This is a genomic window from Streptococcus oralis subsp. oralis (assembly GCF_000960035.1).
GTDB classification, from domain to species: Bacteria; Bacillota; Bacilli; order Lactobacillales; family Streptococcaceae; genus Streptococcus; species Streptococcus oralis_G.
This window is the reverse complement of the sequence record NZ_JYGR01000005.1, coordinates 308,281-323,091: the sequence shown is the minus strand read 5'-3', so window position 1 is coordinate 323,091 and position 14,811 is coordinate 308,281. Positions and strand designations below refer to the sequence as shown.

Genomic DNA, 14,811 nt, shown 5'->3' with positions numbered 1-14,811 from the left:
TCTACTCCAAAATAAATCGTTCTGCTACAGTGTCTCCCAAGAAGAGACCTCTCTTTGTCATTCGGACACGATCACTGTCGATCTGCATGAGTCCTTGTTGAACCAAGTCTCTGATGATTTCGCCATAAAGTCCATCAAAGGATCGTCCAAATTTTTCCTCAAATCGCGCCATAGAAACCCCGGATTTTTTCCGAAGGCCTAGGAACATTTCTTCTTCCATCTGCTCCCTTTGACTCAGGTGTTCTTCTGTTATCCGAGCATTTCCTGCCTCTACCGCATTGAGATAGTGGCGGATAGGACCATGATTTTTATAACGCACTCCGTCCACATAACCCGAAGCACCCGCACCGATACCATAATACTCGGCATTATCCCAGTACATGAGATTGTGGCGGCTTTCAAATCCGGGTTTAGAGAAATTCGAAATCTCATAATGCTCAAAACCAGCTCGCTCCAGTTCTGCGATGATGTACTCAAACATCTCCGCTTCTAACTCTTCCTTGGGTAGGGGCAATTTCCCACGTCTCATGCGGTTCATAAAGACCGTATGATTTTCCAAAATCAAGCTATAAAGACTCATATGAGGAATATCAAGCGAAATAGCCTTAGCCACATTTTCCTTGACCTGATCCATCGTTTGACCTGGAAGAGCGTAGATTAGATCAATGGAGATATTGTCAAAACCAGCCAGTTTGAGGCGGTCGATATTCTCATAAATATCCTTCTCCAAGTGACTGCGCCCAATCTTTTTCAGCATTTTGTCATCAAAAGTCTGCACACCCAAGGAAACACGATTGACTGGCGAATGCCTCAAAACCGCGATTTTATCCGCGTCCAAATCTCCTGGATTGGCCTCAATGGTCAATTCTTCCAAGACAGACAAGTCTAGATTTTTAGTCAGGCCATCTAAGAGCAGCTCTAATTGCGAAGCGGACAAAGCCGTTGGCGTCCCACCTCCAATATAGAGAGTTGACAACTTTTGGATATCATAAGAACGAAACTCCTCTAGCAGATGCTCTAGGTAACTATCTACTGGTTGATTCTTGATAAAAACTTTTGAAAAGTCACAATAATAACAAATCTGTGTGCAAAAGGGAATATGCACGTAGGCGGACGTTGGTTTTTTCTGCATAGTATTTATTATACCACAAAGACAGGCTTGCAGATAAAAATCACCATCTCCAAAAACCAGAGATGGTGATACCTTATACTTCAGTAATATCGATGATGATTTCTTCTTGGTCTTCAGCAACGTCTGGAGTTGCTGCCTGTTCTTGCCATTGCTCCTTGAGATTGTTAAAGGTTTCCTTGGATGCTTCTGTCGCTTGTCGAGCACAGGTCTTAGCTTGGTCAAGGACACTATCAAAAGTGATTTCACCAGATTCTACTTGTTCCTTTGTTTTCAGCACAAAGTCCGTTGCCTGTTCCTTCACTTCTGTTAGTTTTTCACAAACCTGCTCTCTAGCATATTCTGGATCTTCTCTCAAGTCATCTAGAAAATCCTGAGCTTGACTACAAACTTGCTTGCCCTTGTCACTCGTCAAAAACAAAGCAAGAGCTGCACCTGAAACAGTTCCTAAAAGGATAGAGGATAGTTTTCCCATAAGATTTCTCCTTTTTTATTTTTTGAAAAATTTACTTGCGACACGAAGAGCGGACAAGCCTGCACCTGTTTTAATGGTCTTTGAACCAGCAGATGAAGCTTTTTTGCCTAAAACACGCGCATGTTGGTTGAGATCAGATACTGACTCTGACAAGTCTGCCACTGCCGTAAAGAGTGGATCAATCGTCGCAACTTTGATATTGATATCGTCTGCTAACACATTTACCTTAGCCAACAAATCATTGGTCTGATGCAAGGTAACGTTCACATCTGAGCTCAACGTTTTGATGGTTTTCTCTGTTTCATCAATCATACGACCGGCTTTTTGAATCGTGATTGTCAAATAGACTAAACAGACAATCAAAGCAATCGCAACAAGTATATATGCAACTTCTAACATTTATTTTTCCTCCTCAGTATGATAGAAAGGGGCTTTCTTTCGATTTTGATAAAGTATGATAAAAATACCAAGTCCGATAAGGACAACTGATAACCATTGGGAAACTCGCAGACCAAAGAACATGAGACTATCCGTCCGCATCCCTTCGATAATCATACGACCAAAGCCATACCAAATCAAGTAGAAAGCAGTGATCTGACCACGTCTGATTCCCTTTAATTGTCTTCTAAAAATCAAGATTAAAGCAAATCCAATCAGATTCCAAACCGACTCATATAAGAAGGTCGGCTGACGGTAGCTACCCTCAATGTACATCTGGTCACGAATGAAGCCTGGCAAATAATCCAAACTATCTACCGCTGCACCATAGGCTTCTTGGTTAAAGAAGTTCCCCCAGCGCCCTAAACTCTGGGCAACCATGACGCTCGGTGCTGCAATATCTAAGAAATCCCAAGTATTAATCAGCTTTCTATCTGCAAAGATATAAAGGACAATAGCGCCCGCTATCAAACCTCCATAAATGGCCAAACCACCATTCCAGATGGCGATGATTTCACCTGGATTTTGCAGATAATAATCTAAGCGAAAGAGTACGTAGTATAGTCTAGCACCTAAAATAGCTACCGGAAAAGCAATCAGGATAAAATCCAAAATATCATCTGACAGGATTTTCTTTTTAGGAGCTTCTTTCATGGCAAGGTAGACTGCCAGAACCAAACCAGCTACAATACACAAAGCATACCAACGAATAGCAAAGGGACCAATTTCAAATGCGACTGGATTAATCATGTTTCACCTCATTTTGAGCGATTAGATTTGTCAAGCGTTCTTCAAATAAACGCGTCGCATCAAAGCCCATTTCTTTAGCACGATAGTTCATGGCAGCTGCCTCAATAACAACAGAGATATTGCGTCCTGTTTTTACTGGGATGCGGATACGCGGAATCGTTACACCAGAAACTTCAAGTTCTTCGGCATTGTTTCCTAGACGGTCAAAGGTCTTATGGGTATCATAATTTTCCAAATAAACTGCTAGCTGAACTTGTGAAGAATCTTTTACAGCACTTGCACCATAAAGACTCATAATATCAATAATTCCAACTCCACGAATCTCAAGTAAATGCTTCAAGATTTCAGCAGGTTCACCCCAAAGAGTCATCTCATCCTTAGAATAAATATCTACACGATCGTCTGCTACCAGACGGTGTCCACGTTTCACAAGCTCAAGACCTGTCTCGCTCTTACCGATACCACTATCTCCTTGGATCAAGACACCCATGCCATAGATATCCATCAAGACACCATGCACGCTGGTACGTTTAGCCAAACGGGAATCGAGGTAGCTAGAAAGTTCTCCAGATAAACGACTGGTTGCTGTTCGACTGGTTAAAATCGCAATCTTGCATTCCCTAGCAGCCCTCAACATTTCCTCTGGTACCACCAGGCCACGAGCCACGATAACCGCAGGTGTTTCAGGTAGAAACATTTTCTTCAAAACTTGATAACGGTTCTGGGCAGGCATGGCGACTAAATAGGACCACTCCTTCATCCCTAACAGCTGAATCCGTTCTGGTGTATAGTAATCAAAGTAGCCCGTCATTTCAAGACCAGGTCTCATAATGTCCGCAGTATTGATTTCTTTTTCAAGTAATTCGCCTTCACCATAGACAATATCTAGTCTGAGTTTTTCAATGACATCTCTTACTAAAACCGACATAATTTCCTCCTTCAATCGAGTTCTCCCTACTATTATATCAGATTGTAGGTGGAAGTTTCCTTTTTTTTGCAGGATTTACAGTATTTATTTGATGTTGCTTGGGAAAAGATTTGACTAGGAAGTTTTTTCGTACTCTTTCAAATTAACCGAGACAAATCTACTGCAAATCGGTCAACGTCTATCACCAAGTCCCTTCCAGATTTTTCTAAGTAAATCCTTGGAAGACCTTTTGTTAGTATTCTATTTGCATCAGCCATATCTTGAGGATAGGTATAGAACTGTTGACCTTTTGGAAACTGATTTTGGACTTGCCATTCTTCAAACTCCTTCAAAAAAGTCTTATGAGATGGCATACTGACTTCTTCGAACAAGGAATGGTCAAAATATCGTACCAAACGATACAGACCATGAATCTCATCCGCAAAGCACTTATCAATTTTTTCATAGGGGAAGCCTCGTCTCTGATAAGCTTGGCATAAACTTTGTAAGGACTCGCTTAATGCAACTGCATCTTTTCTTGCCAAGTTTATAAAATACCGAACAGAAAATTCTTCCATACCAGTTCGTTTTTTCTTCTCTAAAAACTGTTGTGCACGCAAGAGAGACTCAGATAATCTTTCTTCATCTTGATAATAAAGAGCGTATAAAAGATTCATCACATTTTCTGGATAATAGGTTCCTTTCAACAAGGGTAAATCTTTGGGGACGAATGATGGAATGGCTGAAAAATCGTTACAAGCAAAAGAGGTAAACAAGCCTTTCAAAATCCCATCTGTGTAAATGGTTCCACTTGCCAACAAACCGCCTCTCAGCAACTTGGTTCTTCCTGTTTGCCATAGAACGTTGTTTAACTGCTTATAATCCCCATCTAAAAACGCAGCATAATAGGCAAAATATTTAGTATCATCTAGCAATAAGCTACTGTACAATTTTACCCTTAAAACCTTGTCAGACAATACTTTTGAATCGGTCAAATACTTTTCAAAAATTCTTTGGTTTGACTCTTCAAATTCCTTCCAATCTATCGGATCAGCACAATAACCCCAATCTTCCAAGTGATTTTCACGCATCTTTTGATATTCTTTTATATACTCTTTCATAACAATTTATTCCTCTAAACATTGTGCAAAAAAAGACTAGACAAGTCTAGCCTTTCATTTCAAATTAGAATTTTTTACGTTTACGAGCTGCTTCTGATTTACGTTTACGTTTTACAGAAGGTTTTTCATAGAATTCACGTTTGCGTGTTTCTTGAAGAGTACCAGCTTTAGTAACCGCACGTTTGAAACGACGAAGTGCATCGTCAAGAGATTCATTCTTACGTACTACTGTTTTAGACATTTTTTTCACTCCCTTCAAGTTCAAGATTTATTCCATTTTACACGCAAAATGAATAATTGTCAAGGGAAAACTGCCATAAACTTATATTATCTTCCCTTTTCTTTTTAAAAGGGACAACGTATTAGAATAGATGTCATAATAGTGAAAAAAATTATTTTAATCCTGTTCAGAAACAACTTTTATTTCTTTATCATTTACAATAACAGCTTGTGAATTGTTCATTCGCATTAAGTCGAGCTGATTTTTATAGGTTTCAAAGGTCTTCTTGCTACTATCAGTAAAAGGCTCCTCACTATAATGTGGAAGGATGTAAAACTCCACTACATCCAATCCCGTTGTATCCGATAACTCTGTCGCTACCGTCTTGTCGTCCATGAGCTTATTGTAGTCAATATCCTTGGCGGTAATGATAGCCCCTGCTGATTCTCCCATATAGATCAGCCCATCTCTTATTTGTTCTTTGATAAGAGATAGGAGTTGTTTTTTCTTTAATTCTTGTAATAAATAAAATGTATTCCCGCCAGAGATATAAAGAATTTTGCTTTGGAAAATCTTTGCCTGTGCAGTTTCTCGATCACAAGAAGCAATATCTAGAACCTCTATCTCAAATCCTAAATCTTTGAATGTTTGCTGAGCCTCATCGATATAGGCAGTATAATCCTCTTTGTTCCCAGCGGTAGGAATAAATAAAACCTTGTTTTCTAGATTCTTTTCCTTTGCATAATCGCTAAAAAGCTTTTTGACTCCAGCAAAGTATGAACATAAAAATAATTGTTTCATGACTGTACCTCCATTAATGTTTAACAATTTTATAAAGGATCCACGCTTCCTTTCTTTGACTAGTTATAAGCTCAAACCCTATTAACAACAAGAATCGTCTAAATGCTTCTTCGCTTTGGACCTCTGGTAAAAAGTAAGACAACTTGTTATATTCACAAGCCAGTAAGAGTATCCCGTCTGATTTGAGTATTCTTCGAAGTTCCATAAAAGAAGCCTCTAGGTCCTGCCAATGAAAATGAGTTTGAAAAGCTGTGATTAAATCAAAACTTTCATCAGAAAAGCCTGTCTCCCTAACGTCTCTTCGTTCAAAATTTATATTAGTTATCTCTATCTGTTTGGCTTGAGCTATTGCTACATCTGAAATATCAATTCCAGTTATAGTACTTTGCGGAAAAGTTTCTTTCAGTAGGATGGTTGAACGGCCATTCCCAACTCCTACATCTAAGATTGCAGGGTAAAATGTCCTATCCAGATGACGAATTGCCCATACAAACATGGAGAGATAGGCTCTATTCCACAATTTCATCATTCGTTTTCCTAGAAAGCCCGAAGGGTTCTTTGATTGCTGAATGAGACGAGAAAACAGTAACATTAAAAGTAAAAAACAAGTGAAACCAATTATATAAATCAAAATCGAGCCTCCTCGTATAGCTATATTATACCACTTTAGCAGGATAGTGAACAATTGAGGCAAAATAATTAGACGATTTTCAAATCAATTACCAAAAAGAGAGAACCAATTGGTTCTCTCTTTCTGTTAGACTGACATCTTCTTAGATAGCAATGAATGTAATCATTTCAATCAAGTATCCAAAACAACTTACTTGTTGACTTTCGCCACTAATTATTCTTCCTCAGATTTTTTTCTTTGAGCTAGAGAAATTAATCCCATACCTGATAAAGCAGCCAATAGACCAGCTGTCAAGTGAGATGTCTCCTCAGAACCCGTATTTGGAAGAGTTTTAGTAGTTCTTTCTTCTGTAATACCTTGTTGTTCTGGATTTTCAACTACAGGAAGTTCTACTACTGTTGGAGTATAGAATCCTGAAATGATATTTCCATTACGGTCTTTACGGATCACTTTCACACCTTTGGCTTGTCCTACAAAGTTTACCTCAGGAGTAAAGGTGACGGTGCCATCTGGTGAGATTACATAAGTTCCTTGACCTGGAACGACTTTTTCAGTTGTTCCATCTTCAAAGGTTGGCGGAACTGTCAGATCGACATCACCTGTAAAGTTTGGTTTACCAGTCTGAGTTTGACCTTTAAGACCTTCTGATGTCGCATAACTCACTTGTGTTTGTCCAAGGACAGTTGGTGTGTAGCGAGCAGTAACTGCATTTCCATACACATCCAAACGTTTTACAACCAATCCTTTAGCTGTACCAACAAAGTCTGGTTCTGGAGTAAAGGTAATCTTACCATCTTTATCAATTGTATAACTTCCTTCACCCGGAACAACCATAGTCGTGCTACCATCCTCAAATGTTGGTGGAACTGTACTATCGATATGTCCTTCAAACGTTGGGGTTGCCACTTGTGGTTGACCTTTTGCTCCTGTAGAAGCCGTATCATGACCAGTAGATGGATCTACAACTGTTGGGCGATAGCTTGCAGTAACTGGGGTGCCGTTCTTATCCTTGCGGACAATCGTTACACCGGTTCCTTGTCCTACAAAATTAGCTTCTGGAGTGAAGGTCACTGTGCCATCTGGTGAGATTATATAAGTCCCTTCACCTGGAATCACTTTTTCAGTTGATCCATCTTCAAATGTTGCTGCCACAGTTTCATCGATTGGAACAAGCGGATTACCACCTTCAAATGTTGGCGTACCTGTTTGAACAAGCCCCTTAATGTTAACTGAAGAAGTATCTTTACCAGTTGGAGTCACCTTAGTAAACTCTGGACTGTAAGTCGCAGTGACTGGAGTGCCATTCTTATCCACACGTTTGACTGTAACTGGATTTGGACTACCTACAAACTGTTTGTCTGGAGTGAAGGTTATACTTCCATCTGATGCAATCGTGTAAGTTCCTTGGCCTGGAATATTCTTCTCTTTGCTTCCATCTGCGAAAGTTGGCTCAATTGTTTCATCGATTGGAACCAGTGGATCGCCACCTTGGAAGCTTGGAGTTCCAGTTTGTGGAAGTCCTTGAGGACCTGTACTTGTTGCGCCAGTTCCTGTTGGGGTCACTTTCGTAAACTCTGGACTGTAGGTCGCAGTAACTGGAGTGCCATTCTTATCCACACGTTTGACTGTTACTGGATCTGGGTTTCCAACAAACTGCTTGTCTGGAGTGAAGGTTACAGTTCCGTCTGGTGCAATCGTGTAAGTTCCTTGGCCTGGAATAGATTTCTCTTTGCTTCCATCTTCGAATGTTGGCTCTACTGTTTCATCAATTGGAACCAGTGGATCGCCACCTTGGAAAGTTGGAGTACCTGTTTGTGGAAGTCCTTGAGGACCTGTACTTGTTGCACCGGTTCCAGTTGGAGTCACCTTAGTAAACTCTGGGCTGTATGTCGCAGTAACTGGGGTGCCATTCTTATCTACGCGTTTGACTGTGACTGGATCTGGGTTTCCAACAAACTGTTTGTCTGGTGTGAAAGTTACAGTTCCGTCTGGTGCAATCGTGTAAGTTCCTTGACCTGGAATAGATTTCTCTTTGCTTCCATCTGCGAAGGTTGGCTCTACTGTTTCATCGATTGGAACCAGTGGATCTCCACCTTGGAAGGTTGGAGTACCAGTTTGTGGAACACCCTGAGGGCCTGTGCTCGTTGCGTTAGTGCTGGTTGGAACTACTTCTTTTACCACCGCTTGGTACTTAACGGTAACAGGGGTGCCGTTGGCATCTACACGAGTCAATTCAAGCTCTGGTGTTTCACCTTTGAACTGCTTATCTGGAGTGAAGGTCACCTTGCCGTCTGCGTCCACTTCGAACTTACCAACATTTGGCACTTTCTTCACAGCTGCGCCATTGTCAAATAGTGGAGTCGAATCAGCTGGGAATGGAACTAAGTCATGACCTGGGGTGAAAGTCACTTTACCTTCTTGAACCTGACCTTGAAGGCCTTCTGTCTTATCACCAGTACCAGTTGGTGTTACTTTCGTAAACTCTGGACTGTAGGTTGCAGTGACTGGGGTGCCATTCTTATCCACACGTTTGACTGTAACTGGATTTGGACTACCTACAAACTGTTTGTCTGGAGTGAAGGTTATACTTCCATCTGATGCAATCGTGTAAGTTCCTTGGCCTGGAATATTCTTCTCTTTGCTTCCATCTGCGAAAGTTGGCTCAATTGTTTCATCGATTGGAACCAGTGGATCGCCACCTTGGAAGCTTGGAGTTCCAGTTTGTGGAAGTCCTTGAGGACCTGTACTTGTTGCGCCAGTTCCTGTTGGGGTCACTTTCGTAAACTCTGGACTGTAGGTCGCAGTAACTGGAGTGCCATTCTTATCCACACGTTTGACTGTTACTGGATCTGGGTTTCCAACAAACTGCTTGTCTGGAGTGAAGGTTACAGTTCCGTCTGGTGCAATCGTGTAAGTTCCTTGGCCTGGAATAGATTTCTCTTTGCTTCCATCTTCGAATGTTGGCTCTACTGTTTCATCAATTGGAACCAGTGGATCGCCACCTTGGAAAGTTGGAGTACCTGTTTGTGGAAGTCCTTGAGGACCTGTACTTGTTGCACCGGTTCCAGTTGGAGTCACCTTAGTAAACTCTGGGCTGTATGTCGCAGTAACTGGGGTGCCATTCTTATCTACGCGTTTGACTGTGACTGGATCTGGGTTTCCAACAAACTGTTTGTCTGGTGTGAAAGTTACAGTTCCGTCTGGTGCAATCGTGTAAGTTCCTTGACCTGGAATAGATTTCTCTTTGCTTCCATCTGCGAAGGTTGGCTCTACTGTTTCATCGATTGGAACCAGTGGATCACCACTTTGGAAAGTTGGGGTGCCTGTTTGAGGGACACCTTGAGGACCTGTGCTCGTTGCGTTAGTTCCTGTTGGTGTTACCTTGGTCACTGTTGGAGTATAGGTCGCAGTCACTGGGGTGCCATTCTTATCTACCCGTCTAACCGTTACTGGAGCTGGAGTTCCAACATACTTCTTATCCGGCGTAAAGGTAATAGAGCCATCTGGATTGATGCTGTATTCACCCACACCTGAAACGGTCTTCGTTGGCTGACCATCTTCGAAAGTCATTGGTTTCGTATCATCAATTGGAACCAATGGATTACCTTCTGTGAAGGTTGGGGTACCCTTTTGCTGTTGACCTTGGATGCCATTTGAAGTGGCGTCTGTTGAAGTTGGGGTTACTTCTTTCACCACCGCTTGGTACTTGACAGTAACAGGAGTTCCGTTGGCATCCACACGAGTCAATTCAAGTTCTGGTGTTTCACCCTTGAACTGTTTATCAGGAGTAAAGGTCACCTTACCATCTGCGTCCACTTCGAACTTACCAACATTTGGCACTTCTTTCACAGTTGTACCATTGTCAAATAGTGGAGTTGAATCAGCTGGGAATGGAACAGAGTCATGGCCTGGAGTGAAGGTCACTTTACCTTCTTGGACCTGACCTTGAAGGCCTTCTGTCTTATCACCAGTACCAGTCGGAGTTACCTTGGTAACAGTTGGCGTATAGCTTGCTCTCACTTCTGTGCCATTTTCGTCAACTCGTTTAACCGTCACCGCGGCTGGGGTTCCCACATATTTCTTATCTGGAGTAAAGGTAATAGATCCATCTGAATTGATGGTGTATTCCCCTACACCCGCAACAATCTTCTTAGGTTGACCATCGTCAAAGGTCATTGGTTTGGTCATATCGATTGGGACCGCTGGATCGCCTTCCTTGAAGACTAGCGTTCCTGTTTGTGGTACCCCTTGAGGACCTGATGAAGTAGCAGGTGTGCTGGTTGGTGTGACCTTGGTCACATTAGGTGTATAGGTTGCAGTCACTTCGGTGCCATTGGTATCAACACGTTTGACCGTCACTGGAGTCGCCTTGCCAGTGAATTGCTTAAGTGGCTTGAAGCTAATGGTATCATCTGAATTGATAGTATAAGTTCCTTCATTGGCTACTTCCATGGTGTCCGTCCCATTTTCAAAAGTCATGGCTTTGCTCATGTCAATAGGGATTTGTTGGTCACCTGCAGTGAAAGTTGGTTTACCACTTTGCGGTTGACCTTGGAGGCCAGTTGATTCAGCATTGGTGCTTCTTGGTGTTACTTGGGTTACCTTAGGTTGATAACGTGCTCGGTGTGCTTTACCATCGGTATCACTGACTTGAACTACCACTGGGTCTGGTGTGCCATAAAAAGTTTTGATAGGTTTGAAGGTCACTTGGTCGGTATTTGGATCCAATTCATAGATTCCCACTTGCTGGCCATTAGACATTGCAGGCACCGTGTTGCCCGCTACCGGCTGACCGCTCGCATCCACAAAGCTGGCCGGACGAGAAGCGTCTGGTGTGACAGGAGTCGAGCTGGTATCATCATCGTTAAAGACCAGCGTTTTGTTTTGTTCCAGTCCCTGAAGACCACTTGATTCGTAGTTTGGAATCTTACGAACTGTCGGCACATAACGGCCGTCCATACTAGTCAATTGATCATTTTTATTAGGGTCAGAAGCATCCGTCGAAGCCCAACCAGTCGAGGTGCCGTTCTGGTCAGTCCAACGAATATTAATTCCTTCAGCAGTTCCAGAAAAGTCCGCTTTTGGTGTAAAGGTTACTTGCACATCATTGCCATTGACGGTCAAGTGATAGGTCCCTTCTGGACGAATATAGTTGCCATCAACGGCTGTCAGAACTTGGCCTTGCTTATCCAAAACCTGAGGCGCTTGGGTGCTCATAACTGCATTGACACTGTCGTCTGAGCGATCTGTTCCTTTAGGTGTGAAGTGAAGGACAGCAGTTTGAGTCTCGCCTGTAAAGCCATCCGTAGTCTGCTTCTCCCCCCTAGGAGGATAAATGCGGTGCAAGAGCATATCTTCTACTTCCCCACTAAAGGCAATACCGGTTGGTTGCTCAATATCACCTTTATTAGTCGCAATACGGAAACGCATACCCAATTTGTCCACTTGACCGCCACTAATATTTGGGTTGGCATTGAAGGTCAAAGTATAGTCACCAGCAGCTGTAATCTCTTGTAGGTTGCTACCTTCGCTTTCATTAAAGACTCCATCATTATTGAAGTCTATCCAGGCCTTGACATAAGATCTAGCATTGCCATTTGGGTTAGCTTTGATTTTAATCGTATATGTCCCATTTTTTGCTTTGTCTAAATCTAGCAAATCATTAGAAGTACTTAATTGATCGTCCGCTAGTAATTGGCTGGCTCCCTCGTCCTTATGCTCCTTTTTATCATCCAAAACCCAGTCATTAGCTGACTCAACATCAATATCAGCTGGCGTTGTCCCTAAATAAGGTTGATTAATAGGGGCATCGGTCACCGAGTCACGTCCTGAAATGGTATGAAAGGCTTCGCCATAACTATCCGGCGCATCACTTCCGTCTACCACTAGGAAGCCCATCATCATGGCTTGTTGCCCAGATGAAGCTACATAGAACCCTACTTCAGAGGCCCCACGCGTCATCACGACAGGAACCGTCCGTTCGTTAGAACGGTTTGGTCCGAAGACCTGAGTCCCCAGACCTCCTGTCACAGTATCTGGACTGAGATATTTATACCAGTCTACGCTCTTATCTTTTAAGATTAAAAGACCCCTTCTCTTAACGTCCTCATCATCCAACATTTTTTTGGTGATAACCGTATAGGCTTCTTTGGCCTGACTCTTCATCTTCCATTCACCCATGTATTCCCAACCCGTACCGTTCGTGGTAAAGATTGCGAATTCACCTGGGTTGGCATCTTCACCATCGGCCATAACCACCGTAGGGGCTACGCGCTTACCAAGATAGGTCGCCTCAATATTGAATTTTACTCCCCAGTTGGTAGAGTTCTTTGGATAAACTAACTGAGTCTTTCGTCTCTGTGTATTAAAGCCTTGGTCCCGTATAGTAGTCCATTGGTCCTGAGCCGCACCTGTAACTGTTGGAGGTGTTTTACCATAATCTGGCGCAGATTTTAAGAAATCATTCTCCGCGTTGGGATTATAGGTGTTTTCTGTTGCTGTACCTGCAACCCGTTTTCTATATATCTCAGTAGAGTTAAAAGGCTTAAGCTCTTTGACCGTTAAGTTCACTACATACCCAGGTGAAATTTCCTTGGTGAAGGTGGTCCCTACCTTAAGACCACCACGTTGATCCAAGTTTTTCCAACTACCAGTATCTGAGAAATCAAGCCAACTAATCTGCTTGGCTAACTGAACACTGTCTTTCTTGACCGACTCTTCCAAGCTTGGTTTAGGTACTCGTGGCGTAGAGGTAGCATCATCTGCCCCAGCTGGTCCAGTACCTATCGGAACTCCTGTTGTTACGCTGTTCTGTTGTTCAGTAGGTGCAACATCCCGTCTCACACGACGAGACCGGGTAGCTTGAGTCACTTCTGAATTATCAACTATTACCGGCGATTCAGTCAATTCTTGCCGAACAACAGTTGATTGAAAATCATCACTACTTTTAGCTTCAATAGAATCTTTAGATTCCTTTACTCCCTCTATTTCTGAATTTCTTTGAATAGAACCATCAGCAGATTGTGATTTTTCTATATCTGCTGCAGATACCGTTCTTTCTGTATTTTGACCCTGTTCATAAGTTGTTGATTCTACAGAAAGTACCGGCGACTCATATATATCTTTTCGACTAATATCATTTTGGGATCTACTACTGCTTGCTTCATCGGCACTAACTTGAGAAGTTGCTCCCAAAAGGACTAAGGTAGATAAGAGCACAGAACAAACTCCTACATTTAGCTTTCGAATAGAAAACTTATGAAAGTGTGAATTAAATAAATCTTTTCCCATTACAATCTCCTTAAGTGTAATTACATAACTTATGATATTATACAGTATTTTTTATTTGTCCGCTAGTGAAAAATCCCAAAAATTTACTTTATTACATAAAAAATTAGTAATGAAAGACTATTTTAATTTTAATATAACGAAACTGTAGTAGTTTTTTGATTTATATTTTTAGTATTAATACAAAACCACTCACTCCAAAGAGCAAGTGGTTCTTGTATTTTTACTTTTCAAGTAAGCTAAGAGCTTCTGCATCAGCGATAATAGTCACATCAGGGTGGTTTTGTAGGCTACTTGCTGGGAGGTTCTCATTCACTGGGCCAGATACTGTTCCAGCAATGGCTTCTGCTTTCGACTCACCGTAAGCAAAGAGAATAATTGACTTGGCATCCAAGATGTTTTTAATTCCCATTGAAATGGCTTGAGTTGGAACGTCTTCAATCTTGTCAAAGAAGCGAGCATTGGCTTCGATGGTAGATTGATCAAGTTCTACTAAATGCGTTTGACTGTCAAATGGAGTACCAGGCTCATTAAAGCCGATATGTCCATTGCGACCAATCCCCAAGATTTGTAAATCAACAGGATGGTCAGCTAAAATTTGATTGTAGCGTTCAACTTCTTCTTCAGCATTGTCCTTAACACCACGTGGCAAGAAACTTTCATTAAATGGTTTTTGGTTGAACAAGTTTTCCTGCATGAAGTAACGATAAGACTGTGGATTGTCCCCATCAAGCCCCACATACTCATCAAGGTTGACACTTGTTAGGTTTGAAAAATCAAGGTCACTCTCAACGATTTCTTTGTAAAACTCAAGCGGGCTGCTTCCTGTCGCAAGTCCTAATGTTTGAGCACCATTGGCCAATTTTTCCTTCAAAATCTCAAAAGCTACTTTTCCACCTTCGACTTGATTTTCAACTTTAATAACTTTCATTTTATATCCTCCATTTTTCTATATTCATTATATGGTATAGACCAATTTTTGTCAAGTGAAAACGATTTAATTTCTAAAAAAAGAGCGTCTAAACTTGAAACATGTTATAATGGATAAGATT

General features: G+C 41.8%; 11 protein-coding genes. All 11 read right to left on the bottom strand.

Annotated features, from left to right (window positions below):
• Position 1: 1 nt before the first annotated feature.
• Positions 2-1,132: a radical SAM family heme chaperone HemW gene (hemW, locus tag TZ92_RS04700; RefSeq protein WP_033629479.1), complete on the bottom strand. Its 1,131-nt coding sequence runs from the start codon at positions 1,130-1,132 to the stop codon at positions 2-4.
• A gap of 73 nt (positions 1,133-1,205) precedes the next feature.
• Positions 1,206-1,604 (bottom strand): YtxH domain-containing protein, encoded by a 399-nt coding sequence (locus TZ92_RS04695; protein WP_033629478.1) that lies wholly within the window; start codon positions 1,602-1,604, stop codon positions 1,206-1,208.
• Positions 1,605-1,619: 15 nt separating this feature from the next.
• Positions 1,620-2,003: a DUF948 domain-containing protein gene (locus TZ92_RS04690; protein WP_033629477.1), complete on the bottom strand. Its 384-nt coding sequence runs from the start codon at positions 2,001-2,003 to the stop codon at positions 1,620-1,622.
• The gene (gene lgt, locus TZ92_RS04685; RefSeq protein ID WP_033629476.1) at positions 2,004-2,792 is read right to left on the bottom strand and encodes a prolipoprotein diacylglyceryl transferase; all 789 of its coding nucleotides are present in this window, start codon (positions 2,790-2,792) and stop codon (positions 2,004-2,006) included.
• Positions 2,785-3,720, bottom strand: a complete 936-nt coding sequence (gene hprK, locus TZ92_RS04680; protein ID WP_000115190.1) for an HPr(Ser) kinase/phosphatase — start codon at positions 3,718-3,720, stop codon at positions 2,785-2,787. The genes lgt and hprK overlap by 8 nt, the downstream gene beginning before the upstream one ends.
• Before the next feature lie 137 nt (positions 3,721-3,857).
• Positions 3,858-4,820, bottom strand: a complete 963-nt coding sequence (locus TZ92_RS04675; protein WP_033629475.1) for a hypothetical protein — start codon at positions 4,818-4,820, stop codon at positions 3,858-3,860.
• A gap of 64 nt (positions 4,821-4,884) precedes the next feature.
• The gene (gene rpsU, locus TZ92_RS04670) at positions 4,885-5,061 is read right to left on the bottom strand and encodes a 30S ribosomal protein S21 (protein WP_000048054.1); all 177 of its coding nucleotides are present in this window, start codon (positions 5,059-5,061) and stop codon (positions 4,885-4,887) included.
• Between the two features lie 156 nt (positions 5,062-5,217).
• On the bottom strand, positions 5,218-5,841 hold the full coding sequence (locus TZ92_RS04665) for a Type 1 glutamine amidotransferase-like domain-containing protein (protein WP_033629474.1): 624 nt from the start codon (positions 5,839-5,841) through the stop codon (positions 5,218-5,220).
• A 13-nt stretch (positions 5,842-5,854) separates the two neighbouring features.
• Positions 5,855-6,472, bottom strand: a complete 618-nt coding sequence (locus TZ92_RS04660) for a class I SAM-dependent methyltransferase (protein WP_045594851.1) — start codon at positions 6,470-6,472, stop codon at positions 5,855-5,857.
• Between the two features lie 213 nt (positions 6,473-6,685).
• Positions 6,686-13,762, bottom strand: coding sequence for a CshA/CshB family fibrillar adhesin-related protein (locus tag TZ92_RS04655; protein ID WP_045594850.1), 7,077 nt, complete (start codon positions 13,760-13,762; stop codon positions 6,686-6,688).
• A 220-nt stretch (positions 13,763-13,982) separates the two neighbouring features.
• Entirely contained in the window at positions 13,983-14,690 is a 708-nt protein-coding gene (locus TZ92_RS04650; RefSeq protein WP_033629471.1) for a glucosamine-6-phosphate deaminase, read from the bottom strand.
• Between the last annotated feature and the right edge of the window lie 121 nt (positions 14,691-14,811).